Source organism: Ruegeria sp. BHSC276 (genome assembly GCF_059612945.1).
In genome coordinates this window covers 283816-309546 of record NZ_JBXWRP010000007.1, presented here as the reverse complement: position 1 = coordinate 309546, position 25731 = coordinate 283816, and the positions used below count along the sequence as shown (strand labels likewise).

The 25731-nt window shown below is 63.3% G+C and carries 25 protein-coding genes; 14 read left to right on the top strand and 11 right to left on the bottom strand.

Going from position 1 to position 25731, the window contains the following annotated elements:
* The first annotated feature begins 5 nt into the window (after positions 1-5).
* On the top strand, positions 6-1451 hold the full coding sequence (locus AC2FMD_RS14030) for an aldehyde dehydrogenase family protein (RefSeq protein WP_496742518.1): 1446 nt from the start codon (positions 6-8) through the stop codon (positions 1449-1451).
* Positions 1452-1457: 6 nt separating this feature from the next.
* Here the strand turns inward: AC2FMD_RS14030 and pncB are convergent, their stop codons facing one another.
* Positions 1458-2750, bottom strand: a complete 1293-nt coding sequence (pncB, locus tag AC2FMD_RS14025) for a nicotinate phosphoribosyltransferase (protein ID WP_496742519.1) — start codon at positions 2748-2750, stop codon at positions 1458-1460.
* Positions 2751-2916: 166 nt separating this feature from the next.
* Between pncB and AC2FMD_RS14020 the strand changes: the two genes are divergently transcribed.
* The gene (locus AC2FMD_RS14020; RefSeq protein ID WP_496689549.1) at positions 2917-3447 is read left to right on the top strand and encodes a hypothetical protein; all 531 of its coding nucleotides are present in this window, start codon (positions 2917-2919) and stop codon (positions 3445-3447) included.
* On the opposite strand, the gene pncA is transcribed toward AC2FMD_RS14020, so the two are convergent.
* On the bottom strand, positions 3448-4041 hold the full coding sequence (pncA, locus tag AC2FMD_RS14015) for a bifunctional nicotinamidase/pyrazinamidase (protein WP_496680022.1): 594 nt from the start codon (positions 4039-4041) through the stop codon (positions 3448-3450).
* Positions 4042-4137: 96 nt separating this feature from the next.
* Here pncA and trhO point away from each other — a divergent pair, with 96 nt between their 5' ends.
* The gene (gene trhO, locus AC2FMD_RS14010; RefSeq protein WP_496680021.1) at positions 4138-5043 is read left to right on the top strand and encodes an oxygen-dependent tRNA uridine(34) hydroxylase TrhO; all 906 of its coding nucleotides are present in this window, start codon (positions 4138-4140) and stop codon (positions 5041-5043) included.
* 74 nt (positions 5044-5117) lie between these two features.
* The gene (locus tag AC2FMD_RS14005; protein WP_496743265.1) at positions 5118-5630 is read left to right on the top strand and encodes a potassium channel family protein; all 513 of its coding nucleotides are present in this window, start codon (positions 5118-5120) and stop codon (positions 5628-5630) included.
* A gap of 3 nt (positions 5631-5633) precedes the next feature.
* Here the strand turns inward: AC2FMD_RS14005 and AC2FMD_RS14000 are convergent, their stop codons facing one another.
* Complete coding sequence (locus tag AC2FMD_RS14000) at positions 5634-5963, bottom strand: hypothetical protein (protein ID WP_496743267.1); 330 nt, start codon at positions 5961-5963, stop codon at positions 5634-5636.
* Between the two features lie 190 nt (positions 5964-6153).
* Between AC2FMD_RS14000 and betB the strand changes: the two genes are divergently transcribed.
* The 3 genes from betB (at position 6154) to AC2FMD_RS13985 (ending at position 11540) form a co-directional block, all read left to right on the top strand.
* Positions 6154-7608, top strand: a complete 1455-nt coding sequence (gene betB, locus AC2FMD_RS13995) for a betaine-aldehyde dehydrogenase (RefSeq protein WP_496680016.1) — start codon at positions 6154-6156, stop codon at positions 7606-7608.
* A 141-nt stretch (positions 7609-7749) separates the two neighbouring features.
* Positions 7750-10194, top strand: coding sequence for a GcvT family protein (locus AC2FMD_RS13990; RefSeq protein WP_496743268.1), 2445 nt, complete (start codon positions 7750-7752; stop codon positions 10192-10194).
* Positions 10191-11540 (top strand): MmgE/PrpD family protein, encoded by a 1350-nt coding sequence (locus AC2FMD_RS13985; RefSeq protein WP_496795129.1) that lies wholly within the window; start codon positions 10191-10193, stop codon positions 11538-11540. The genes AC2FMD_RS13990 and AC2FMD_RS13985 overlap by 4 nt, the downstream gene beginning before the upstream one ends.
* 18 nt (positions 11541-11558) lie before the next feature.
* Here AC2FMD_RS13985 and thpR read toward each other — a convergent pair whose 3' ends face one another.
* The 6 genes from thpR to AC2FMD_RS13955 all read right to left on the bottom strand — a co-directional run bounded on the left by thpR (position 11559) and on the right by AC2FMD_RS13955 (position 16946).
* On the bottom strand, positions 11559-12074 hold the full coding sequence (thpR, locus tag AC2FMD_RS13980) for an RNA 2',3'-cyclic phosphodiesterase (protein ID WP_496743271.1): 516 nt from the start codon (positions 12072-12074) through the stop codon (positions 11559-11561).
* A 125-nt stretch (positions 12075-12199) separates the two neighbouring features.
* Positions 12200-14350, bottom strand: coding sequence for a hypothetical protein (locus AC2FMD_RS13975; RefSeq protein ID WP_496743272.1), 2151 nt, complete (start codon positions 14348-14350; stop codon positions 12200-12202).
* A complete protein-coding gene (gene motA / locus AC2FMD_RS13970) occupies positions 14347-15216 on the bottom strand; it encodes a flagellar motor stator protein MotA (RefSeq protein WP_496689642.1) in 870 nt (289 codons plus the stop codon). Before motA ends, AC2FMD_RS13975 begins: the two co-directional genes overlap by 4 nt.
* Before the next feature lie 45 nt (positions 15217-15261).
* Positions 15262-15840 carry a MotE family protein gene (locus tag AC2FMD_RS13965; RefSeq protein ID WP_496680008.1) on the bottom strand — a complete coding sequence of 193 codons (579 nt, stop codon included), beginning with the start codon at positions 15838-15840 and terminating at the stop codon, positions 15262-15264.
* Positions 15837-16448, bottom strand: coding sequence for a hypothetical protein (locus AC2FMD_RS13960; protein ID WP_496743275.1), 612 nt, complete (start codon positions 16446-16448; stop codon positions 15837-15839). Before AC2FMD_RS13960 ends, AC2FMD_RS13965 begins: the two co-directional genes overlap by 4 nt.
* 9 nt (positions 16449-16457) lie before the next feature.
* On the bottom strand, positions 16458-16946 hold the full coding sequence (locus AC2FMD_RS13955) for a flagellar basal body-associated FliL family protein (protein ID WP_496743277.1): 489 nt from the start codon (positions 16944-16946) through the stop codon (positions 16458-16460).
* Positions 16947-17065: 119 nt separating this feature from the next.
* Here AC2FMD_RS13955 and fliF point away from each other — a divergent pair, with 119 nt between their 5' ends.
* Genes fliF through fliP form a run of 4 tightly spaced genes read left to right on the top strand, consistent with a single transcriptional unit; the run spans position 17066 to position 20262 of the window.
* On the top strand, positions 17066-18658 hold the full coding sequence (gene fliF, locus AC2FMD_RS13950; protein ID WP_496743279.1) for a flagellar basal-body MS-ring/collar protein FliF: 1593 nt from the start codon (positions 17066-17068) through the stop codon (positions 18656-18658).
* Positions 18658-19254, top strand: a complete 597-nt coding sequence (locus AC2FMD_RS13945) for a FliH/SctL family protein (RefSeq protein WP_496795128.1) — start codon at positions 18658-18660, stop codon at positions 19252-19254. Before fliF ends, AC2FMD_RS13945 begins: the two co-directional genes overlap by 1 nt.
* Positions 19247-19534: a FliM/FliN family flagellar motor switch protein gene (locus tag AC2FMD_RS13940; protein WP_496795127.1), complete on the top strand. Its 288-nt coding sequence runs from the start codon at positions 19247-19249 to the stop codon at positions 19532-19534. Before AC2FMD_RS13945 ends, AC2FMD_RS13940 begins: the two co-directional genes overlap by 8 nt.
* Positions 19531-20262, top strand: a complete 732-nt coding sequence (gene fliP, locus AC2FMD_RS13935) for a flagellar type III secretion system pore protein FliP (protein ID WP_496689651.1) — start codon at positions 19531-19533, stop codon at positions 20260-20262. The genes AC2FMD_RS13940 and fliP overlap by 4 nt, the downstream gene beginning before the upstream one ends.
* 9 nt (positions 20263-20271) lie before the next feature.
* On the opposite strand, the gene AC2FMD_RS13930 is transcribed toward fliP, so the two are convergent.
* Both AC2FMD_RS13930 and AC2FMD_RS13925 read right to left on the bottom strand, forming a co-directional pair.
* Positions 20272-21711, bottom strand: coding sequence for a sensor histidine kinase (locus AC2FMD_RS13930; protein WP_496795126.1), 1440 nt, complete (start codon positions 21709-21711; stop codon positions 20272-20274).
* Positions 21708-22445, bottom strand: coding sequence for a response regulator transcription factor (locus AC2FMD_RS13925; RefSeq protein ID WP_496679997.1), 738 nt, complete (start codon positions 22443-22445; stop codon positions 21708-21710). Before AC2FMD_RS13925 ends, AC2FMD_RS13930 begins: the two co-directional genes overlap by 4 nt.
* Positions 22446-22666: 221 nt before the next feature.
* On the opposite strand from AC2FMD_RS13925, the gene AC2FMD_RS13920 reads away from it, so the two are divergent.
* The 3 genes from AC2FMD_RS13920 to AC2FMD_RS13910 are packed head-to-tail and all read left to right on the top strand — an operon-like array spanning position 22667 to position 25728.
* Positions 22667-23911, top strand: a complete 1245-nt coding sequence (locus AC2FMD_RS13920; RefSeq protein ID WP_496710856.1) for an ABC transporter substrate-binding protein — start codon at positions 22667-22669, stop codon at positions 23909-23911.
* Positions 23912-23969: 58 nt separating this feature from the next.
* The gene (locus tag AC2FMD_RS13915) at positions 23970-24842 is read left to right on the top strand and encodes a carbohydrate ABC transporter permease (RefSeq protein WP_496795125.1); all 873 of its coding nucleotides are present in this window, start codon (positions 23970-23972) and stop codon (positions 24840-24842) included.
* A complete protein-coding gene (locus AC2FMD_RS13910) occupies positions 24835-25728 on the top strand; it encodes a carbohydrate ABC transporter permease (protein WP_496679991.1) in 894 nt (297 codons plus the stop codon). The genes AC2FMD_RS13915 and AC2FMD_RS13910 overlap by 8 nt, the downstream gene beginning before the upstream one ends.
* The last annotated feature ends 3 nt before the right edge of the window (positions 25729-25731 follow it).

Sequence of the window (25731 nt, the reverse complement as noted above, 5' to 3'; positions counted from 1 at the left end):
CAGATATGCAAAATCCCATCTGGTTTGATTCCACCTTGTGCCTGATCGGCGGCGATTGGGTCGCGAGCGATGACACGCTTGATCTGACCAACCCGTCCGACGGCACGCCGCTCGGCCGAATTGCGCGCGGTGGGGCGCCGCAGATCGATGCCGCCGTGCAGGCCGCGCAGGCCGCGCTGGACGGCGACTGGGGCCGGATGACCGCGCCGGAGCGGGGCCGCATCCTGACCCGTCTTGGACAATTGGTGCAGGACAGGATTGAGGAGCTTGCTCTGCTCGAAGCGTTGGACGTTGGCAAACCGCTGACCCAGGCCCGTGCCGACGCACTGGCGCTGGCGCGCTATTGCGAGTTCTACGGCGGTGCGGCGGACAAGGTGATGGGCGAGACCATCCCCTATCTCGACGGCTACACCGTCTATACCCTGCGTGAGCCGCACGGGGTGACCGGCCATATCGTGCCTTGGAACTACCCGATGCAAATCATCGGCCGCTCGGTCGGGGCGGCGCTGGCCATGGGCAATGCCTGCGTTCTGAAACCGGCGGAAGAGGCCTGTCTGACCGCGCTGGCCTTTGCCCATCTGGCAACCGAGGCGGGGCTACCCGCCGGCGCGCTGAACGTGGTTCCCGGCATCGGGGCCGAGGCGGGCGCGGCCCTGTCGGCGCATCCGGGTGTGCATCATATCTCGTTCACCGGGTCCGTGGCGACGGGCGCGCTGGTGCAGCAGGCGGCCGGGCGCAACGTGGTACCGGTGACCCTGGAACTGGGGGGAAAATCTCCGCAACTGGTGTTTGATGATGCCGATCTGGAGGCCGCGTTGCCGTTTCTGGTGAATGCGGGCATCCAGAACGCGGGTCAGACCTGCTCGGCCGGGTCGCGTGTTCTGGTTCAGCGCGGCGTCTATGCCGAGGTCAAGGCGCGCATGGCCGCCGCCTATGCCGACCTGACCGTCGGCCCCGCGACCGAGGATCTGCGCGTTGGGCCGCTGATTTCGGACCGGCAGAAGCAGATCGTGACCGGCTTTCTGGCGCAGGGGGGCGATCTTGAGATCGCAGCACAGGGCCGAATCGTGGATCACGCGCCGCCGGGCGGGGCCTATGTGCGCCCGACGCTGTTTGGGGACGTGCCGCCCGATCATCCGCTGGCGCAGCAGGAAATATTTGGCCCGGTGCAGGTTCTGATCCCGTTCGACACCGAGGAACAGGCCATTCAAATCGCCAACGGCACCGACTATGGGCTGGTGGCCGGGGTCTGGACGCGGGACGGCGCGCGGCAGATGCGGCTGGCCAAACGGCTGCGCGCGGGGCAGGTGTTCATCAACAATTACGGCGCGGGCGGCGGGGTCGAGCTGCCGTTCGGCGGGGTCGGAAAATCGGGCCATGGCCGCGAAAAGGGGTTCGAGGCGCTGTACGGTTTTTCCCAGTTGAAAACCGTGGCCGCCCATCACGGCTGAGCCGGGCTAGACGATCACTTCGATCGCTTCTTGTTCCCCTACGCCAAAGACGCGCTTGTAGCGCTCGATCTCGTCTTTCGGCCCCATCGCCTTTTCGGGGTTGTCCGACAGTTTCACCGTCGGCCGCCCATTGGCCGAGACCGCCTTGCACACCAGCGAGAACGGCGCCAGCGCATCCCCCGGCACCAGACCGCGGAAATCGTTGGTCAGCAACGTGCCCCACCCGAACGAGACCTTCACCCGGCCCGCGAATTGGCCGTGCAATTCGCGGATCTTGTCCACATCGAGCCCGTCCGAGAATATGATCCGCTTCTGGCTGGGATCCTCGCCGCGCGATTTCCACCACTCGATGGCGATCTCGGCGCCCTTGGCCGGATCGCCGCTGTCAATGCGGATGCCGGTCCAGCCGGCCAGCCAGTCGGGTGCGCGGTCCAGAAACCCCTTGGTGCCATAGGTGTCGGGCAGGATGATCCGCAGGTTGCCGTCATGTTCGTCATGCCAGTCGCTCAGCACGTCATAGGGCGCGCGGGCCAGTTCTTCGTCGGTTTTGGCCAGCGCCGAATAGACCATCGGCAGTTCATGCGCATTGGTGCCGATCGCCTCGACCTCGCGCCGCATGGCGATCAGGCAGTTCGACGTTCCCGTGAAAGCCGGGCCCAGCCCCTCGATCATCGCCTGCACGCACCAGTCCTGCCACAGGAAGGAATGCCGCCGTCGGGTGCCGAAATCGGCGATGCTGAGGCCTTCGATCGCGCGCAGTTTTTCGATCTTTTCCCAGACGCGGGTCATGGCGCGGGCATAAAGAACCTGCAACTCGAACCGGCGCATGTCGTTCAGCACCGCGCGTGAGCGGAGCTCCATCAGCACTGCTAAGGCCGGTATCTCCCACAGCATGACCTCGTGCCATTTGCCCTCGAACGTCAGCTCGTACTGGTCGCCCTTGCGTTCCAGGTGATAGGGCGGCAGGCGCAGATTCTCGAACCATTCCATGAAATCGGGGCGGAACATCTGGCGCTTGCCGTAGAAGGTGTTGCCCCGCAGCCAAGTGCTTTCACCCCGGCTGAGGCTGAGCGAGCGGATATGATCGAGCTGTTCGCGCAGCTCGCCCTCGTCGATCAGCTTGGCCAGCGGAACGTGATTCGAACGGTTGATCAGAGAAAACACGACCGTCGTTTGGGGCTTGTTGCGAAACACTGACTGGCACATCAGCAGTTTGTAGAAATCCGTGTCGATCAATGACCGCACGATCGGGTCGATCTTCCATTTGTGATTGTAGACACGGGTCGCGATGTCGACCATGGGGAGCTCCTGCCATTTCCGTTGTTAGATCAATCGGTGCGGTGATTGGCAAGAGTCCCGGATCTGTTAACAATGCCAAGGACAGGTCACAATCCGGGCATAAAGTCCGATCCTTTCGCGATCTAGTGAGGGGGGTGGGATGGGACCAGAAGTTTGTAAGTGGTGAATGAGTCTGACGTACGATTTTGATATTGTAACGATTGCTGAAGAGTCCGAGACGGAAAACCCTGAGGCCGGTGCCCAGGTGGCGGGGCGGCATGTCTATGCCGTGTTTCGCGATATCCGCACGGCGGATGCGCTGCGCCGGGCCTCGCCCAGAATCCGCAGGATTTTCGTGGATGCCGGTTTCAGTCTGGAATCCAGACGGACCGGGCTCGAGCGCGATCTGTACCCGGCAGAAGATGCCGAGGCGCGCGCGCTCATCCTGCGCCGGTTGTTCGACAACATTCGGAACCGGGGCGTTCAGGGCCAGTATTGCGGCACGTTCGACATCCTGGCGTTTCTGCAACATGTACGTCGTGCGCAGCCGCTGCCCCGCAGGCCGGTCCAAGAGAGACCAAAGCCGGCCCGGGCCGGTGCCGACGCGAAGAAGACCGCCCGCCGCTCGATCGTGGGCCGGGTCGGGTTCGCGCTGGGGCTGGCAGTCATCCTTTTCGTCGTGCTGAAATATCTGGCGGCCACCGGGGCGACGCCCTGATCAGAGCAGCGCCACACCTGCCGTTTGCATGGCTTGCTCGGCCGCAGCCAGCGACCCGTCTAGGTCGATCGCCCGGCAGGCGTCGGTTCTGACGGTCACGTCAAAGCCCAGCCGGGCCGCATCCACCGCCGAATAATGCACGCAGAAATCGGTCGCCAGGCCCACCAGCGTCAACCGGTCTATCCCGCGCGTGCGCAGATAGCCTTCCAGCCCGGTGGGGGTGGTCCGGTCGTTTTCGAAGAAGGCCGAATAGCTGTCGATCGCGCTGCGAAAGCCCTTGCGCAGGATCAGGTCGGCATCGGTGCGCAGGTCGGGGTGGAATTCGGCGCCGAGTGTGCCCTGCACGCAATGGTCGGGCCACAGGACCTGTGGGCCATAGGGCATTTCGACCAGATCATAAGGTGCCTTGCCCAGATGGGATGACGCGAACGAGGAATGACCTGCCGGGTGCCAGTCTTGCGTCAGGATCACCGCGTCGAAATCTGGCATCATGGCATTGATCGGGGCAACGATCTCATCCCCGTTGGGAACCGCCAGCGCGCCGCCGGGGCAGAAATCGTTCTGGACATCGATCACGATCAGGGCATGGGTCATGGCAGCCTCCTTTGCGTGTGCTATCGGTAGGGGGGTGGGCGGTGGTCGTCAATGCGGTCTCTTGCGTTGCGGGGGGCCGCGCATTAGATCGCGGCCATGTACACGATCGCCGCACTGTATCACTTCACCCGTTTTGCCGACCCGGACGCCCTGCGCGCGCCGCTGCTGGAGCTGTGCCGCGCGCAGTCGGTCAAGGGCACGCTGCTGCTGGCGCATGAAGGCATCAACGGCACCATCGCCGGCCCCCGCGCCGGGATCGACGCGGTGCTGGCGCATATCCGGGCGCTGCCGGGCTGTGCGAACCTGGAATGGAAAGAGGCCACCGCCAGCCAGCCGCCGTTTGGCAAGATGAAGGTGCGCCTGAAGAAAGAGATCGTGACCATGGGCCAGCCGGATGTCGATCCGCGCGCCCGCACCGGCCATTATGTCGAGCCGCAGGACTGGAACGATCTGATCCGCTCGGATGATGTGGTGGTTATCGACACGCGCAACGACTATGAGGTGTCGATCGGCACATTCGAAGGCGCAATCGACCCTAAAACGGACAGTTTCCGCGATTTTCCCGCTTGGTGGGAGCAGAACAAGCACAGGTTCCACAACAAGCGCGTCGCCATGTTCTGCACCGGCGGCATTCGCTGCGAGAAATCCACCAACTATCTGCTTGGGCAGGGGGTCGAGGATGTCTACCACCTGAAGGGCGGCATCCTGCGCTATCTCGAGGAGGTCCCGCCCGAAGACAGCACCTGGAAGGGTGAATGCTTCGTGTTCGACAACCGCGTGTCGGTGGGGCACGGGCTGGTCGAGGGGCCGCACCAGCTGTGTCATGGCTGCCGCCGCCCGATCCTGCCCCAGGACATGGAGCGCCCTGAATACGAGCATGGCGTGTCTTGCCACCAATGCATCCACGAGACGTCCGAGGCCGACAAGGCGCGGTTCCGCGAACGGCAGAAACAAATCGCGCTGGCGCGGGCGCGAGGCGAAGAGCATCTGGGCGGTCAATAGCGAATCGCGAAAGCGCTTGTGATGGCGGACGCTTCGGTGAAGGATGGCCGAAGCCGAACCGCCGAGGATGACAGATGCCCGCCGACCCAACCACCTTCGAGGACTGGAAGCCCACATTGCTGGCCGCGCTGGGGCTGATTCTGGTCAGCACGATGGCCTGGTATCTGCTGTCGCATCTGAACGAGGCGACCGCGGGCACCACGATCGGGACCGCCACGACGATCGGGCTGGCGTTTTTGCTGGTGTGGCAGACTTGGTACTACATGACCCGGGTCCGCAACCCCAAGCGGCAGCTGCTGCTGATGGGGATCTCGTTCATTCAGGCGGTGCCGTTCCTGTTTGCAGCCGTCTATGGGTCATATGGGTATCACGACCTGTGTGTCGAGGGCGCGCGCCGCCCCAGCGATGTGCTGTATTTCTCGTATGTCACCTTCACCACGGTCGGGTTCGGCGACCTGCGGCCCATCGGCGTCTGCCGGGCCCTGGCCGTGGCCGAGGCCATCACCGGATATATCCTGCTGGGCCTGTTCGTGGCCGCCGCGGTGGGGCTCTATGGCCGCACCCATCGTGCCCGGCGAGACCACTGACGCCTACTTGTTGCGGTCGATCCACTGTGACATGGCACGTTTGTCGCGAAAGCACTCATCCGGGATCGGGCGGCGCTTGCTGCGCGAAATACGTTCGGCAAATGCCACCTGCTTGCCGGTGGGATAGTTTGCAAAGGGCGACGTGTCCCTTGGTTTGTGTGCTGAAATCCAATCGGACATTGACCGTCGGTCACGCTGCGCTTCGACGGGTATCTCGAGCGCGGCCTGACGCGCGATCGCGCGGGCATAGCGCATCTGCCGATCCGTGACCGGCATTAGGTGATAGTCGTTTGTGGGCTCCATCCGGGCCGTAATCTGCCGGGACCGTTGCATCGTGCAATCCTCCGATCATATGGAACATAAATGGAACATTAACCAAATTTTTCAAGTTTCCTTGCGGTTTCAGCGGCGGAAACCGGCCGATGCCAGTGTTTTATTGACTGACCAATCAACAACCCTTAACTGCGGTTGGAACCCATTTGCCGCTGGCCTGACCGGCGGCCCCGCAAGAAAAGGATCCGCCATGAAATTTCAGCCCACGGCCAGCCATTTCATCGATGGCGAATATGTCGAAGACACCGCAGGCACCCCGATCGACGTGATCTATCCGGCTACGGGCGAGGTCATCGCCCGCCTGCATTCGGCGACGCCGCAGATCATTGAACAGGCTCTAAACAGTGCAAAACGCGCTCAAAAGACCTGGGCGGCGATGACCGGGACCGAGCGCGGCCGCATCCTGCGCCGCGCCGCCGACATCATGCGCGAGCGCAACCGTGAGTTGTCGATCCTCGAAACCCATGACACCGGCAAGCCGTTGCAGGAAACGCTGGTGGCCGATGCGACCTCGGGCGCGGACGCGCTGGAATATTTCGGCGGACTGGCCGGGTCGCTGACCGGCGAGCATATCCCGCTGGGCAGCGGTGATTTCGTCTATACCATCCGCGAGGCGCTGGGCGTCTGCGTCGGCATCGGCGCGTGGAACTACCCCACCCAGATCGCCTGCTGGAAGGGTGCCCCGGCGCTGGCATGTGGCAATGCGATGGTGTTCAAACCCTCGGAAACCACGCCCCTGTCAGCGCTGAAAGTGGCCGAGATCCTGATCGAGGCCGGCGCGCCTAAGGGCATCTACAACGTGGTTCAGGGCTATGGCGATGTGGGCGCCGCGCTGGTCACCGACCCGCGCGTGGCCAAGGTGTCGCTGACCGGATCGGTGCCCACGGGCCGCAAGGTCTATGCCGCCGCCGCCGAGGGCATGAAACACGTCACGATGGAACTGGGCGGCAAGTCGCCCCTGATCGTGTTCGACGACGCCGATATCGAAAACGCCGTCTCGGGTGCGATCCTGGGCAATTTCTATTCCTCGGGCCAGGTCTGTTCCAACGGCACCCGGGTCTTCGTGCAGAAAGGCATCAAAGAGGCCTTTCTGACCCGACTGACCGAACGTCTGGCCAAGGTGAAGATCGGCGACCCGATGGATGAGGCCGTGAATTTCGGCCCGATGGTCAGCGAGAACCAGATGAACATCGTTCTGGGCTATATCGAGAAGGGCAAGGCCGAGGGCGCACGGCTGGTCCATGGCGGCGCGCGGTTGGATCGCCCGGGCTTCTACCTTCAGCCAACGGTCTTTGCCGACGTGACCGACGACATGACCATCGCCCGCGAGGAAATCTTCGGCCCCGTCATGTCGGTGCTGGATTTCGAAACCGAAGACGAGGTGATGGCCCGCGCCAACGCCACCGAGTTCGGCCTGGCCGCCGGCGTGTTCACCAACGACCTGACCCGCGCTCATCGCGTGGTGGCCGGTTTCGAGGCAGGCACCTGCTACATCAACACCTACAACCTGGCCCCGGTCGAGGCGCCGTTCGGTGGGTCGAAAATGTCGGGCGTCGGGCGCGAGAACTCGAAGCTGGCGATCAACCACTATTCGGAAATGAAAACCGTCTATGTTTCGATGAACGACGTCGAGGCGCCTTACTAGACGATCCCAAACCGGGATTCCGTCCAACTTGCCCTGTTCCCGACATTTGGGGTCGGGAACAGAGCATACGGTGTCCGCACACTGTGGCTGACTTCTGAAGCAGAGGGGTGACGCGCCCCCGCCAGTCAGGAGAGAAGCCCAATGAGAACCCATGCACAGGCCGTCGTGATCGGAGGGGGCCTTGTCGGTTGTTCGATCCTCTACCATCTTGCCAAGCTGGGCTGGACCGACGTGATCCTGCTGGAGCGGGACGAGCTGACCAGCGGTTCAACGTGGCACGCGGCGGCCAACATCCACGGGCTGCACGACAACAACAACGTCACCCGCATCCAGCACTACACGATGAACCTGTACAAGCAGCTGGAAAAGGAAACCGGGCAGGGCTGCGGCGTGTTCCAGCCGGGATCGCTGTATCTGGCCCAGACCGAAGCGCGCGAGCACCAACTGCGTTTGCAAGAGGCCAAGGCGCGGTTTTACGGCCTGAACTTCTATGAAATCAGCCGCGAACAGGCGATGGAGCTGCACCCACTGGCGCAGTTCGACGACATCCGTTGCATCATGTACGAACCCGACGGCGGCAACGTGGACCCCTCGGGCGTAACCCATGCCTATGCCGCCGGAGCGCGCGCGCTGGGGGCCGAGATTCAGCGGTTTTGCCCTGTAATAGGGACTGAACAGCAGCCTGACGGCTCGTGGATTGTGCGAACGGAAAAGGGCGACATCCACACGCAATGGGTGGTCAACGCAGCCGGGTTGTGGGGGCGCGAGGTGGCGTCGCTGGCCGGGCTGGAGCTGCCGCTGCAACCGACCGAACACCAGTATTTCGTGACCGAAGCGATTGACGAGGTGGCAGCTCTCGGCCGCCGGCTGCCCTCGATCGCCGACCGCGACGGCGAATATTACTTCCGGCAGGAAGGCAACGGGTTGCTGATCGGCGCCTATGAGAAAGACATGCGTTTCTGGGCCGAGGACGGCACGCCGCTGGATTTCGCCCATGACCTGTTTCCCGACGATTTGGACCGGATCATGGAGAACGTGATCCGCGCGACCGAGCGTGTGCCGGTGGCCGCGACCGCAGGCGTGAAACGGGTGATCAACGGCCCGATGATCTGGTCGCCGGATTCCAACGCCATCTGGGGGCCGGTGCCCGAGCTGCGCAACTATTTCTGCTGCACCGGTATTATCCCCGGATTCTCGCAATCGGGTGGGCTGGGCCTCTTGGCCGCGCAATGGATGATCGAGGGCGAGCCGCAATACGACATGTTCGCCTGGGATCTGGCGCGGTTCGGCGACTGGGCCGACAAGAAATTCACCAAGGCGCGGGTCGCCGACCAATATTCCCACCGCTTTGCCATCCACTTCCCGAACGAAGAACGCAGCGCTGGCCGCCCCGCTCGTGTGCGCCCTGCCTATGAGATGCAGAACCAGATGGGCGCGGTCTTCGGCCTCAACTGCGGCTGGGAACACCCGCTGTGGTTCGCCGACCGGCCCGGAACGGTCGAGACCACCGGCTTCACCCGCCAAAACTGGTTCGAACCGGTGGGCCAGGAGGCCCGGATGCTGCGCGAGAGCGTGGGCGTGATCGACATCTCGAACTTTGCCAACTACGTCATCAAGGGGCCGGGCGCGCATGACTGGCTCGACCGGCTGGTGGCCAACCGAGTTCCGACCGAGGTGGGACGTTCGTGCCTGACCCCGATGATCTCGGTGCGCGGTGGCGTGGCGGGGGATTTCACCATCACCAAGACCGCCGAGGACGAATACATGATGATCGGCTCGGGCATGGCCGAACGCTATCATCAGCGGTTCTTCAACATGGTGGACCTGCCCGAAGGCACCACCTTCGAAGTCGCCACCAACCGCATCGCAGGCTTCAACGTCGCTGGCCCGAAATCGCGCGAGGCCTTGCAACGGCTGACCAACGCCGACCTGTCGAATGAGGCGTTCCGCTTCATGCGCACGGCCACGATCGAGGTTGCCGGGGTCACTTGCTTGGCCATCCGCGTCAGCTTTACCGGCGATCTGGGGTGGGAGCTGCACTGCGCCGAAGAGGACCAAATCAGACTCTATTCTGCGCTTCTGGATGCTGCCCGCGCTTGCGGTGGTGGGCCGGTCGGCAGCCGGGCTCTGGGCGCATTGCGGATCGAAAAGGGTTATGGCTCGTGGGGTCGTGAGTATTCTCAGGAGTACTGGCCGCACGAGGTCGGTCTGGATGGGTTGATCAAGCCAGACAAGGATTTCCTGCACAAGGAGGCCTGGCTGGCGATCAAGGACAATCCCGCGCGCGAGGTGCTGTCGATTTTCGAGGTCAATGTCACCCACGATGCCGATGCCAGCGGGGGCGAGCCGATCTTTACCCCAGATGGTACGCCCGTCGGGCGCGTCACCTCGGGTGCCTATGGCTACACAGTCGGCAAGTCGCTGGCCATCGGATACGCCAACCCTGATGTCGCCCAGCCGGGTGACGAGGTGCATGTCTTCATCCTGGGTAAGCCGCACAGGGCACGGATCTTGCATGCGCCTCCGTTCGACCCCAAGGGCTTGCGATTGCGTGACCAAAAACCGGTGATGGAGGGCGCCAAGTGACCGAAACCTTCGCCCGCGTTGCCGAGTTTGTTCTAAACCGCCCGGCGGACCAGATGCCCGACAGCGCGCGCGAAGCGGCGGCCCTGATGCTGCTGGATACTTTGGGCATCGTGGTCGCCTCGACCCCGATGGAGGCAGGCGTGATCGCCCGCGACACTGCGGCATTGCTGTACGGAACGACCGATCATGCGTTCTCGGCGCGGATGCTGTGCGATGGGCGCCGGGTCAGTCTGGCGGGCGCAGCTTACGCGGCCGCCACGCAGACTGACAATCTCGACGGGCACGACGGCTACAACCCGACCAAGGGGCATATCGGTGTCGTGGCAATACCCGCGCTGTGCGCATTGGCCGAGCACTGCCCTGACCTGTCCGGACCCGATGCCTTGGCGGCCGTCATCACCGGCTACGAAATCGCGGGCCGCGCGGGTATCACGTTGCACGCCACCGTCAGTGACTATCACACCTCGGGGGCGTGGAACGCACTGGGCGTCGCGGCGATGGCGGCCCGCTTGCGGGGCCATTCATCCGACCAGTTGCGCCAAGGCCTTGGCATTGCCGAATATCACGGCCCCCGCAGCCAGATGATGCGCGAGATCGCCAACCCAACCATGCTGCATGACGGCTCGGGCTGGGGCGCGCTGGTGGGAATGTCGGCGGCAATTCTGGCCGAGCGCGGCTTTACCGGCGCCCCTGCCATCACCATCGAGGAGGACCGCGCCGCACCCTATTGGCAGGACCTCGGCACGTTTTGGCAGATGGAACATCAATATGTGAAACCCTATCCGATCTGCCGCTGGGCCCATGCCGCCATAGACGGGCTGCGCACGGTGATGCACACGCACGGTCTGACCCATGACCGGATCGCCCATGTTGATATCAATACCTTTCATGAGGCATGCCAGCTGTTTTCCGGCGTGCCGCAGACGACGTCTCAGGCTCAGTACTCGCTGCCCTTCGCCGTTGCGGTGCAAGCGGTGCACGGCCGGATCGGAGTGGAACACTTGATGGGGTCGGGGCTAGCTGACACGGACGTGGTCGGGTTCATGTCACGAATTTCGGTTCGAACATGCGATCGGCACTCGGCCCGGTTTCCAGCCGGACGCTGGGCGGACGTCTCGGTCACGACACGCGACGGCCGGTTGTTGCACTCGGGGGACACGCATGCCCGGGGTGGCCCCGAAGCGCCGATGTCGCGCCAGGATGTCATTGGCAAATTCCTGGAATTCGCGACGCCGCAGATGGGGGGCGATGCCAAGACGCTGGCCGAGGCTGTTCTCGACCTGGTCGACCCCGATGCGCGGTTCGACCGAGTTGCCAGCTTTCTCTACCCGGGCCTTGACCGGTAACGCCCGCCCCGCCCGATGTCAGGTGTCGGGCAGCAGGGGATAGTCGGCAAGCCGATCATACCGCGATCCCTGCGGAGTCAGGGTCGAGGAGAAAAGCGCGAACCGGTCTACCGGCATGTCTAGCGCATCCGGCAAGAACCCGGAAAAACCCTTGAGCAGAGCCGGATTCGCGCCGCGCTGGATGGTGATGTGCGGCCGAAATCTGCGCCGCGGTACGTCGATGCCCGCCCTTCGCGCCAGTTGCAGAGTTTTCGTCTGCAATTCCTGCAAGGACGGGTTTTTCGCAACGGCCAAGTGTATGGTGTTTCCAAACATTCCCAAACCGTCGAACCGGATGCAAAAGGCAGGGTGCTGAACGCGCTCCAATTCAACATGCAGAACGGAAAGTTGTTCTTCCGGCGTGTCCCCCAGAAAAGCCAGTGTGACATGCAGATTCTCTGCCACAACCGGGCGACCTCCGGAAAAGCCGGATTGTAGGACGCGGCAGAACCGCACCAGATCCGGCGTTGCGGGAATGGCCAGAAAACTGCGCATTTCGTCCAGACCTGACAGGCCGGTTCGGGGCCTGTCTCATGGGTTTGTATTTCGGTCAGCCCATCTTGAGCTGGCGGACGAACTTTGCAAGCCTCGACGCGACGCCCATGGTCGGTTCAAGGTCGTCATTCTGCGTCCGTTTCGACAAGAGCCAGCAGATCTCGGATTTTTTCGCGCGTTCCGGTGCTGGTCTCCAACAGTTCCCGCGCGTCCTTCAAGGGCGATTCCGGTGACCGTTCCGCCGCGTTATCCAGTTCAGCGCTCAAGGCCATCAACCGGCCCACTCGACCGTCCGAAAGGTCGATCTGCGCCCTTGGCGAACCCGCAAACCACGACAGCCGGGCGGCCTCGACATCCTCTCCCAACTCGGTCAGGATCCCTGCGGCTTCCTCAAATTCGCCCAGCTCGGTCAGTGCCGCGGCGCGCAGTCGCTGGGTCCGCTCGGATCGGTCGTCTGCCAGTTCTTCCAGCGCCTGTCGCGGCTGGCCTTCCATCATCGCGACGCGGGCGCGCAGCCATGCTCGGTCGCGCTGGCGGGTCCGGTCTTGCCCTTTGTCGACCAGCCGCCGGACTTGCGAGGAAAAACCCAGATCGGCATATCGCTCGGCCAGGGCCAGGGCGGTGTCGGTGCTGAGGCGTTGAACCAGCGACGGATCCATCGCGAAGGTCATGCGGACGAAAGTACCGTCATCCGCCCGTTCTGCCATCAACTGCAGGATACGGTTCTGAGTGCCATCCCAATCGGCGTCCCCCACATGAGCCGTGGAAAGCCGGAATGCCGGTTCAAACTCGTTGAACAGGCTCAGCGCTACGGCATGGCTGCGAGCCATGACGGGCCCGAGTTCCGAGTTCTTCAGTTCAACGGCATAGGCCCCGGCAAGGTCCAGCTGTCTTTGGGTGATCGCGCCACGGTCGGCCCATTGCTGCTCGATCAGCCTTGCCAGAGCCAACGGAGCTTCGACCCGCGCCTTGGGGTCCTCGATCACCCTGCTCAGCAACGTTCTGCTGCTTTGCGCGTCTTCCGCGGCTGAGGCGACTTGGGCCTTTGCCAAGTTGGTTTCGGCGCTGACTTCTGGCTCGATGCGCTCCACCGAGCGCAGAATCCTGCGGGCAGCCTCCATTTCTTCGGCCTTCGTGAAGACCTGCGCCAATCTGGGACCAAGATGGCGCCGCAGATGTTCGGGCAACCGTTGGAACGATTGCTCGACTGTTTCCGGCCGAGCCTCGGGCTGCAACTCTCCTTGGGCGAGCGCGGCCCAAAGCGCTATTGCACCGTCACAACGTTGCAACCCCTCGAATGGTGGCGGCCCGTCGGATGGAAGCGCATCGATGACCGTCGCAATGCCGGCAACCCACTCTGCTTCCTCGGGAACCTGGGAGAGCAGGCCCAACGTTTGTACCGCTTCGGCTCCGAAGCCGAAATAGGTCAGGACCTCGGCAAGCCTGATCACGGCGTCTGGATCGATGCGATCGAACTCTTGGAACAGGGCGCGGCGTAGGTCTGCCACCTGCTGATGGAACGGACGGCCATCTGTCCAGGACTCGAAGTCCAATGCGGCGTCCGAGATGCAGGCCGGCCCAGGTTCCAGAATTGGCAATGGCAAATTCGCCATGAAGCCCAACTCGTCCAAAACCGAGGTTATCGCCAGGTTTGGTGACAGGTCGGACCCAAGCAAAGTCGGCGGAGGCGGCGTCGAGGCGCGCGGCCCGACGCCCGACAGGTCGAGATCGACGATCTCGCGGTCGGCACTCTGCAGGAAGCGGGTGGCTAGACGGTCTTCGATGTCTTGCCGGCTCAGGCGCAGTAAAGGTTCGGCCAGATGGGTCAAAGGCAGGTCTTTGGCCGGTGTCGCCTGGTCCACGCGGGGAAGAACCGGTGGCGGGATATCGAGATCGGGCAAGGGCAGCGCCTTCCCCGGAGCGATGTCCACCACGACCATCGTGTCCTTGAACAGAAAAGCGGTTGCCGCACAGTCGCAGCCGAATTCCATTTCCAGCGGCGCGCCCGGCTGCGCTTGCGTGAGGCCCGAAAGCCGGTTGCCCGACAGGCGTGTAAATACCGATTTCATGTCGAACACCACGTCGGTCAGGGCCAGCGAAAGGGTGGCCCCCTTCTTGCGATGTGTCAGCCGCCAGGAGGTTCCGGTCGGAACTTGCACCACCAGCCGGGTATAGCCATCATGTTCGCCCGATCGCACCGGAATGGTGGTTTGCGCCACTGCTCCTCCGGTCGCGAAGCCCAGAAAAGCAAATACCAGAGCCAGCCTTCGCATCATGCCGCCGCCTGCTTGATTTCCTTTAGTGCTTCTTCCAGTTCAGTGAAATTCGGCCGGTTGTGGGTCGGCGTGTTCTGCCGTCCGACCTCGATACACATCGCCGCGTTGTGGTTGTGAAGGTTGGCGACCAAAACTTCCTTGATCAGTTGGTAGAAATGGTTGTCTTCCTCGACGACCGCTTTCAGCTTTCCGGCGAACGGGCCGACTAGGCCATAAGCCAAAAACACCCCCAGGAAGGTCCCGACCAATGCGCCCCCGATCAACTTGCCCAGAACCTCCGGCGGCTGGTCGATCGACCCCATGGTCTTGATCACACCCAGAACCGCAGCAACGATTCCCAAGGCCGGCAGGCCGTCGGCAACCGTCTGAAGAGCGTGGCTGGAATGCATGGCATGTTGAAAATTGGCTTCCATGCGTTTCTCCAGAACCTCTTCGACCTGGTGCGGGTCATCATAGTTCATCGCCGCAGACCGCAAGGTGTCGCAGATCAGGTCGACGGCCTCCTTGTCGGCCTGAATCTTGGGATACGCCGCGAACAGAGAGGAGTTTTCCGGATCCTCGATATGCCCCTCGACCTCGACCGGGTTGGACCGGGCCAGCCGGATCAGCGAAAATAACAAGCACAACAGGTCCCGATAGTCTTCGGGTTTCCATTTTGGGCCCTTGAACACCTTTCCCAGATCCTTGACCGTATGCTTGACCGCGGACATGTCGTTGCTGATCAGGAAAGCGCCGACGGCGGCCCCACCGATCATCATCATCTCGAAAGGCAGGGATTTCAGGATGATGGCCATCTTGCCGCCGGCGGCAAGATAACCGCCGAAAACCATCGCAAAAATGACGACAATACCAAGAATTCCAATCATGCTTGCTCTCCGACAGGGCGACATTTGGAGTGGTGGGGCAACGGCCTACTCCGTAGGTGCGTTGGCATTGCGGCCTGCCAAGACGACACTGATCGTATAGGCCACCTGAGGGTTCAGCCCGGCCATGATGCCGGCGGCGGTATCCGAGGGCATGCGCGCCAGGAAACCCGCGGCGAATACAGGGTCCATCGTTTCGAACAACTTTGCGGCATCCTTCGGCTTCATGTTCTGGTAGACATCGGTCAGACGCGCCAGATCCCGCTCGGCCGCCTGGTCGGCAACGGCCAGAGTTTCCCGCAGCGACTCTTCGGCCTTCCGCAGATCGGCGAGGCGCTGTGCGATCGTCTTTTCCGCAATCTCGACTACCTTTTCCTTCTCGCGCAGCATGTTCTCCCGCTGTCGGAGCGCGGTTTCCCGCTGCGACAGCTCGGCCAGAAGCGCGTTCAAGTCCGAGGCTTGGGGTTGTGGATCGTGGTGCTCGGCCGCAGCTTTGGGTGCGCGGGCAAGGGCGGGCCCCGCCTCAAGCCCCAATCGGATGACGGCGGACCCGATCATCAAGGCGGAGATCAGGGTCAATACCCCTCCGCGCGCCCGCGGTTGCGCGTGTTGCGGGGCGGAGGTCATTGTCGCGCCTCGCCGCGTTGAGTCGTATGACGGAAGAACAGGACGCCTTTGGGCATCGCCTTTGCCTCCTCGGCGCCCTTCTCCGAACCGCCCCTTGCGTCAGGCTCGTCGTTCGGCTCGGTATCACCTTCGCCCGAGGCGTCTTTCGCTGTCTCTTCACCTGCGCTCGCGCCATTTTCTGTTTCGCCGCTTCCTGCGTCGGCTACGCCCGCTTCGGACTCGTTGAATTCCGGTTCGGCCGGTGCCGTGGGCGGTTCGTCAGGTCGAACCAGGTCGTCAGGTTGCGGCGGTTCGTTCTTTTTTTCGGTATCCGAGCCAGTCGCGGGCACCACATCGTGCATCGAGGCCATGATCAGCTCTAGCCGTTTGGCAACCGATTCCGCGCATTCGGTCAGGCCTTGCAGTCGCTGCCCAGACTGATCCGAGGCCGCTCGCGCCGCGTCCAGGGATTTTCTCAGCTCTTCCGCCTGGGCGGACAGCACGGAAACCGCCCCGCCGACCCCTTTCTCAAGGTCGGTGAACCGCTTGAGTCGCCGGGCCAGAACGAAACAGTACAAGCCCGCCCCAAGCGCGCCTGCCGCCAGAAGAATGTCCGCAATCAGCTCCAATTTCGCCTCCTAGTTCAACACGAATTCCATGACCAGAACGTCACGCACCCGGCCCTCGCCCACGACCATGCCGATGCGCCGCAGCAAGTGGCCGCGAATCCGCACCAACGCCAGCGAGTCCTCGAGGTCCGACAGATCGACTGCGCGCAGATAGCTGTTCATGACATCCACGATTCGGGGTTTCATCGCCTCGACTTCCGAGGCGTATCCGGCCTCGACCTCGAGCTGAGCATGGAATTTCAGGTGCCGCGAATCGCCGGTGGTTACCGCAACGATGACCTCCGGCAACTCGACGAACTGAACGTTCGGCGCCGCATGGCCGGCGGGGGACTTTTCCGCCGTTTCTTCATGCGAATCTCGGCCCAGCGGCAACAGCCCTGAACTGGTCATAAAGTACCCGCCGGCAGCGCCAGCCAAGGCCAGCACGAGCCCAACGATCAGCCCTGCTTTACCCGATTTTTCAGGGACTTCTGCCTGTTCTGCAGTCGCGTCCGTCATGGCGTCCTCATTCTTGCGTTCGGACACCGTCATAACCCTGCAGGGACTAACCGATTGTTAAGGGCAATCGTCCAAACAAGGGACGAGCCGCACAGAATGTCGGCGAGTCGGAGGTGAGCGTGCAGCAGATCGGAACTGTCTGGGCAAGTTTGGACAGGCGCAAGCAAATCATCGTGGCGGGCGCCGCGATCCTGGTATTCCTGAGTGTGCTGGCCATGTCGCGGCTGGTGACTTCTCCATCGATGACCCTGTTGTATGCCGGGCTGGAAAGCGGCGCGGCGGGCGACATCGTTCGCGCACTGGATCAACGCGGCGTCGCGTATGAGATCCGGGGCGGTTCGATCTATGTGCCAGCCTCCCAGCGGGATGAACTGCGCATGACGCTGGCGTCCGAGGGCCTGCCGGCCAATGGTAATCGGGGCTATGAACTGCTCGATTCGCTCAGCGGGTTCGGCACCACGTCGCAGATGTTTGATGCCGCCTATTGGCGCGCGAAAGAGGGTGAACTGGCCCGCACCATCGTCAGCAGTCCCCATGTCAGCCAGGCGCGGGTGCATATCGCGAACGGGTCGTCCAACCCGTTCCAGCGGTCGGTCGCCCCCACGGCCTCGGTCTATCTTGTGCCGGCTGGCGCCCGGGTGACGGCCGAGCAGGCCAAGGCAATCCGATTCCTGGTCGCGTCGGCGGTGACCGGATTGGCGCCCGAGGATGTTGCGGTGATCGATTCCAACGGCGCGGTCGTCGGCCCGCAAGAGGCCACGGTCGCTGCCGATACGGCCGACGACAAGGCCAAGCAGCTGCGCGAGCGGGTGTTGCGCCTGGTCGAGGCGCGCGTCGGCCCCGGAAATGCCGTGGTCGAGGTGAGCGTCGATACCGTGACCGAGACCGAGTCGATCCGCGAGCGGCGGTTCGATCCCAAGGGCCGCGTTGCCATCAGCACCGATATCGAGGAACGCTCGGACAGCTCGCGCAACCAGTCTTCGGACGTCACCGTGGCGTCGAACCTGCCGGATGGCGATGCCGCCGGCGGGGACGAGTCGAATTCGACCGCGACCCAGACCCGCGAGCGTGTGAACTACGAGGTGTCCGAGACCGAATTGGAAGTGCATCGCGCCCCGGGGGCGATCAAGCGCCTGACCGTGGCGGTCATGGTAAACGGCACGCGCACGGTGGATGCGTCGGGAGCGTCGGTGTTCCAGCCGATGCCCGACACCGAGCTTGAGGCCCTGCGCGAACTGGTGGCCTCGGCGGTCGGCTTCGATGCCGAACGCGGGGACGTGATCACGCTCAAGTCGATGGAATTGCCGCAGGTGGAGCCGCAGGGAACCCTGGCCACGGCCTCGATCTGGCAGAACATTCATCTGGACACGATGTCGTTGATCCAGATGGCGGTATTGGCGATCGTGTCGCTGGTGATGGGGCTGTTCGTGATCCGTCCGATCCTGACCAACGCTCCGGTCGCGGCATTGCCGCCGGCGGCCGAGCGGTCGACGGCACCGGATGCCCAATATCTGGTCGGCGAGATCGCCGACGGCCAGGATCAGGATTTCGCGCCGCTTGCCCCGGCCGCCGACCAAGGTGCGGTCCCCGCAATTGCGCAAGCCACGTCCGAGGATGCGGTCGCGCGTCTGCGCAGCATGATCGGCGACAAGCAGGAGGAAACGGTCGAAATCCTGCGCAGCTGGCTTGAGGAAAGCGAGGAGAAGGTGTGATGTCGATAGCCCATCTGCTCGAGGATTTCACCGCCCAGGCCGAAGGCGCCCCGATGCGCCTTCTGGACGAGGAAGCGTTGGAGGAAGAACGGTTCGCAGCCTTTGAAAAGGGATACGGGGCCGGCTGGGAGGACGCGTTGCAGGCTCAGGGACAGGGCCGGGCTGCCCTGACCGAAGAGTTGCGCGCCGCCTTCGCGGACCTGTCTTTCAGCTATCACGAGGCGTTGACCCGCATGACCTTGTCGCTCGAGCCGATGTTCCAGTCGCTCGTGCAGGTGGTTCTGCCGCAGGCCATCGATCAGGGTTTTGCCGCGCGCGTAGTCGAACAGTTGTGCGAACTGTCACGCGAACAGGTCGCCCAGCCGGTGCACCTGGTCGTGCCTCCGGGCGCGGCCGAGGACGTCTCGGCGCTGTTGCCCGGCGGCATAGACCCCGCACCCAAGGTGGTCGAGGACCCGGCACTGCAGCCTGGACAGGCGCGGTTGCAGGTCGGCACGGCCCGCGCCGAGGTCGATTGCGCGGCGCTGTTGGAGACGATCGCCGCAGCGTTCAACGCGTATGTATTCGAGGCAAAAGAGGCTTTGTCAAATGAGTGAAAACCAGCCCCCCAAACCGGAAAAATACAACCCGTTCGAGACGGTGCCGATCGAAGTGACCGTCTCGGTCGGCCGGGCGCGTCCGTTGGTTCGCGACCTGCTGAACATGGGCGAAAACGCGGTTCTGGCGCTGGACAAACGTGTCGAGGATCCGGTCGACCTGTATGTCGGCGATCAACTGGTTGCGCGTGGTCTGCTGGAAGAGATGGAGGGGGAGCATGCCGGCCAGCTTGCCGTGCGCCTGACCGAGATATCGGATTTCAAGACCGGGCTGGGATGATGCGCGGCGGATTCTGGCTGATCCTCGCGGCGGTGTTGCTGGCGCCGGCACTGGCTTCGGCCCAGGAGCTGTCGCTGTCTCTGGGCGAGGGCGGCTCGATATCGGCGCGCACGATCCAGTTGATTCTTCTGATCACCGTGCTCAGCCTGGCGCCCGGGCTGGCGATCATGGTCACCTGTTTTCCGTTTCTCGTGACGGTTTTGGCAATTCTGCGGCAGGGGATCGGGCTGCAACAGTCGCCGCCCAACATGCTGATCGTCAGCCTGGCGATGTTCCTGACCTATTTCATCATGGAACCGGTTTTCACCCAGGCCTGGGACACCGGAATCCGGCCGATGGTCGAGGAAACGATGGACGTCGAGCCTGCGTTGGAGCGTGCGCTGGTGCCGTTTCGCGAGTTTATGGCCGCGCGGCTGGATGCCGATACGTTCCGGGCGATGGCTGCCCTGCGGCCGAATGGCGAAACGTTGGAGCTGTCGCCGCAGGCGCCTCTGTCGGTGCTGATGCCGTCCTTCATGCTGTCCGAGATCGCCCGCGCGTTTCAGATCGGGTTCCTGATCTTCCTGCCGTTCCTGATCATCGATCTGGTGGTAGCCGCGGTGCTGATGTCGATGGGTATGATGATGGTTCCCCCGGCTACGGTGTCGCTTCCGTTCAAGCTGGCGTTCTTCGTCATCGCCGACGGGTGGTCGTTGATCGCGGGAGCGCTGGTGCGCAGCTACTCGTGAGGCGGAGCGTCACCTCAGGATCGTGAACCGGGCGCGCAACCCCTGTTCGCCGGCCTCGAACCGCAGGGAGCCGCCGTGTTGTTCGGCCACAGTCGCGACGATGGTCAGGCCAAGGCCGAACCCGTCCGACGAGCCGGTGTTGGACCCGCGCCGGAAAGGGGCCATCAGCGCCTCGATATCGGTGACCGTCAGGTCGGTGCCCTTGTCCTCGACGATGACCGTGGCGGTTTCGGCATCGGTCTCCAGCGCAACCCTGGCGTGCCGACCGTATTTCAGCGCGTTGTCGATCAGGTTGGTCAGCGCCCGCCGCAGCGAGATCGGGCGGGCCATCACCAGGATGCGCCGGCTCTCCGGCAGGCTGGCGTGGCCGCGCCGGGACATGAACAAAGAGGAGGCGCCTTCGACTTCGACCGGGGCGATCTGCTGCAGATTCACCGGCAGGTCCATGTCCTGGTAATCGGCCACCAGCGACTCGACCAGCGAGGTCAGTGAGATCTGCCGCGGTTCCTCGACGCTCAACTCCGACCGGGTATAGGTCAGCACGCTTTCGATCATCCCGGTCATCTGGTCGACGTCCGATTCCAGCTTTTCGCGCAGGTCGGGGTCGGGGATCAAGGCCGCGCGCAGCCGCACCCGCGCGGCAGGGGTGCCCAGATCGTGGCTGACCCCCGACAGGACCGTGGCGCGTTTTTCCAGCTGTGCGCGTTCATCCTGAAGATAGTCGTTCACGGCCGAGACGATGTCGCGCAGCTCGGCCGGGCCGGCAATGTCATAGCTTTGGGGACCGCCATGCCGGCGCCGGTCGCGCAGCGCCTGTGCGAAGCGGGCGAAACTGTCGGTGGCATTGCCGATCGATGTGAGGATGGCGGCCAAGGCTACGACCGCCGCCAGGATCGCCGGCAAGCGCAGATCGGTCGGCGCGGCACCGCACCCCCAGACCCGTGTTCCGTCCACCTGCTGCCAAGCACCGCGGCCGTACCGGGCGATCAGGACCGGTTCGCTGCAATAGGTGGCCAGCAGCCGGGTCAGGTTTCCCATTTTCTGCGGACCGGTCTGATCGCTGCCTGAAACGATGTCGGACACCGGATAGACCAGCCGGTCGGACATCACGGCCAGTGTCAATTCGCGCCCACCCAGCGGCGCGGAACTGTCGGTCAGGATCGACAGGTTGGTTACGAAGCGCCGCTCCTGCAGGCCAGGCAGTTGTTCGAACTCGCCGGCCTCGGCCAGCCGTGCGGCCTGCGGAGACAGCGGCGTGGTCGTGATGTCAGGCAGGGCGCCGCGCCCGGTACGCAAATTCTCGTAGACGGCAAACCCGGCCGCGTAGGCCCGGGTCAGGTAACGGTCCCAGTTGCGGGCCGAAGCAAACCACAGCCCGGCCGCCAGCAACCCGGCGGCGAAGGCACTGATGGCCCAGACCCAGCCGAGACTGCGCAGGCGCAGGGTCATGCCTCGTCTTCCACGGCCACGTCGCAGGCAAAGACGTATCCCACCCCGCGCGCGGTGCGCAGCATCTGGGGATCCTTGGGGTTGGCCTCGATCTTGGAGCGCAAACGCCCGACCAGAACATCGATGGCGCGGCCCTGAGCCTCGGGCTTGTCGCCGCTGCCGGTCACGTCCAGCGCAGCGGCGATCTCGTCGCGGGTCAGGGGGATGTGGGGATTGGCCAACAGCACCTTGAGCAGCGCGGTTTCCCGCTGCGAAAGGGACACTTGATAGCCGTCGGGGGCATGCACCTCGTCGCGTTTTCCGTCATAGACCCAGCCGCCGAAGCGGAACGTACGGATCCTTCGGCGATAGGCCAGAGACGGCGTGCGCCGCGCGCGCTGCATCACCGCCCGCACGCGCGCCAGTAGCAGCTGCGGGTTGAACGGCTTGGCGATGTAGTCATCGGCGCCCACTTCGTAGCCGGCCATGCGCTGGTGATCGGCCGACAGGGCCGACACGAAGATGATCGGGACGTCTTGTTCTCGGCGCAGGCGGGCACAGATCTCGACCCCGTTCTCGTCACCCAGCATCACGTCCAGCAGGATCAGGTCGATGCGGCCCGATTTCAGGTGCGCACGCACCTGGTCCTCGGTTGCGGCCGGCAGGGCGATGAACCCGTTCTGCTGAAAGAACTGGGTCAGCATCGACCGGATCTCCGGATCGTCGTCGACAACCAGCAAACGTGGAATGCTCACGTTCGTCCTCCCTGAGTTTCCCTACGACGCTGCCCTCAATTGTAACGGACTGCAACGGATTCAAGATCAACGTAACATGCTGTAACAAAAGCCGGGAAAAATTGCCTCCGGCGCCGGGTTCGGGCCAGATTTTCCGTTGCCTGATGACGGTTTGTCTCCGGTAATATTCGGCATCGCCGCCCAAACGGCGGTATGACATAGGTTCTGGGAGGATACCGAACATGAAACGTTTTGCATTCGCCACGGCGTCGTCGCTGGCCGTTCTGGCCGCGTCCTCGGTCATGGCCGAGCCGCAGGCCGAAGTTCTGCACTGGTGGACATCGGGGGGCGAGGCCAAGTCGGTCGCCGTTCTGCAGGAGGAATTCGCGGCCAATGGCGGCACCTGGACGGACATGCCCGTCGCGGGCGGTGGCGGCGACGCGGCAATGACCGCGCTGCGCGCCCGGGTTCTGGCCGGCAACGCGCCGACCGCGGTTCAACTTAAGGGCCCGGCGATCCAGGAATGGTACGAAGAAGGCGTTCTGGCCGACATCTCGAACGTGGCCGAGGCCGAGGGCTGGGACAAGGTTCTGCCCGCTTCGATCGCGGCGCACATGAAGTGCGAGGGCACCTGGTGTGCAGCGCCGGTGAACGTGCACCGGGTCGACTGGATCTGGGCCAATGCCGACGTGCTGGCGGCCAATGGCATCGAGATGCCGACCACTTGGGACGAATTCAACGCCGCCGCCGAGAAGCTGCAGGCCGCGGGTGTGATCCCGCTGGCCCATGGCGGCCAAGCCTGGCAGGACGCGACCGTGTTCGAAACGGTCGTTCTGGGCCTTGGCGGCCCCGAGTTCTACAACAAGGCGCTGGTCGAGCTGGACGCCGAGGCGCTGACCTCGGACACGATGGTCAAGGTGTTCGACCAGATGCGCACTCTGCGTGGTTTCGTTGACGAGAACTTCTCGGGCCGCGACTGGAACCTGGCCACCGCCATGGTCATGAACGGCGAGGCCGCCTTCCAGATCATGGGCGACTGGGCCAAGGGCGAATTCCTGGCTGCAGGCAAGGAACCGGGCAAGGATTTCCTGTGCGCCTCGACCCCCGGCGACGGATATCTGTACAACGTAGACAGCTTTGCCATGTTTGACGTGGAAGGTGACGACAAGCGCGCCGGGCAGGAATTGCTGGCCAAGCTGATCGTCGCGCCCAAGTTCCAGGAAGTGTTCAACCTGAACAAGGGGTCGATCCCGGCCCGGACCGACGTGTCGCTGGACAAATTCGACATGTGCGCCAACATCTCGGCCGAAGACATGGCGACCTCGTCCGAAAACGGCTCGCTGCTGCCGTCCTATGCCCACGGTATGGCGCTGCGCGGGTCGCAGGCCGGTGCGATCACCGACGTGGTGACCGCGCATTTCAACTCGGACATGTCCTCGCAAGAGGCCGTGCAACAACTGGCTGACGCAGTGGCCAACAGCTACTGATCTCCAACCCGCCCTGCCCCCATGCGCGGGCAGGGCACCTTTCTCCCCGGAGGCTCAAATGTCGGAATGGCTGGAAAACCACCTGCCCAAGGTGGTGCTGGCACCCTCGTTCATCGCCGTATTGATCTTTGTCTACGGTTTCATCGGATGGACGGCCTGGGTATCGCTGACCCGCTCGAAACTGCTGCCGAAATACGAGATCAAGGGCTTCGTGCAATACGAACGCCTGTTCGACTCGCCCCGCTGGGACACGGCAATCAACAACCTGTACATCTTTGGCGCGCTTTTCATCGTGATCGCGATGGTACTGGGCCTGGCGCTGGCCATCATGCTGGATCAGAAGATCCGCGTCGAAGGGTTCATCCGCACGATCTACCTGTACCCGATGGCGCTGTCGATGATCGTCACCGGCACCGCGTGGAAATGGATCCTGAACCCCGGTCTGGGGATTGAAGCCACCGTTCGGGGCTGGGGGTTTGAAAACTTCACCTTCGACTGGCTGGTGAACCCCGATTTCGCGATTTATACGATTGTGATGGCGGCGGTCTGGCAAAGCTCGGGCTTCGTGATGGCGCTGTTCCTGGCCGGGCTGCGCTCGGTCGATGGCGAGATCATCAAGGCCGCGCAGGTCGACGGCATCCCCACCTGGCGGATCTACACGGCAATCATCATCCCGTCGATGGCGCCGATCTTCCTGTCGGCCTTCATCGTGCTAGCCCACCTTGCAATCAAGAGTTTTGACCTGGTCATCGCCCTGACCGGCGGCGGCCCCGGCTATGCCACCGATCTGCCGGCTACCTACATGTACGCCATGGCGTTTTCGCGGGGCGACATCGGCCAGGCGGCGGCGTCGGCGATGATCATGATGCTGGTCGTCTTTGCGATCGTGGTTCCTTACCTTTACTCAGAACTGAGGGCGAAAAATGACTGATCTGTCGATGCCCCGAACCCGTGCGCAGGGCACGGCCGGCAAGACCGCGCTGCGCTGGCTGCTGTATGTCCTGCTGGGCCTGTTCGCGCTGTATTACCTGATGCCGCTGTTCGTGATGGTCACGACCTCGCTGAAAAGCCTCGAGGAGATCCGCACCGGCAGCCTGATCGCACTGCCCCGCGACGTCACGCTCGAGGCGTGGAAAACCGCATGGTCCAGTGCCTGCACTGGGATTCAGTGCGAAGGGTTGCGGCCCTATTTCTGGAACTCGGTGCTGATCGCGGTGCCGGCGGTGATCCTGTCGACCCTGCTGGGCGCGCTGAACGGGTATGTCGTGGCGCAGTGGCGGTTCCGCGGGGCCAACATCATCTTTTCGCTGATGCTGTTTGGCTGCTTCATCCCGTTCCAGGTTGTGCTGCTGCCGATGGCGCGGCTGCTGGGGCTGATGGGGCTTGCGGGCACCATTCCGGGCCTGATCTTCGTCCACGTGATCTATGGGCTGGGCTTCACCACGCTGTTTTTCCGCAATTACTATGTCACCATTCCGGCCGAGCTGACCAAGGCGGCGCGGGTGGATGGGGCCGGGTTCCTGCGGATCTTTTGGTCGATCTTCCTGCCGCTGTCGCTGCCCATCATAGTGGTGACGGTGATCTGGCAGTTCACCCAGATCTGGAACGACTTCCTGTTCGGCGTTTCGTTCAGCCAAGCGGGCACGCAGCCCGTGACCGTGGCACTCAACAACATCGTCAACTCAACCACCGGCGTCAAAGAATACAACGTCGACATGGCAGCCGCGATCATCGCGGGGTTGCCGACGCTGCTCGTCTATGTCGTTGCCGGCAAGTATTTCATCCGCGGCCTGACCGCCGGTTCCGTGAAGGGATAACCC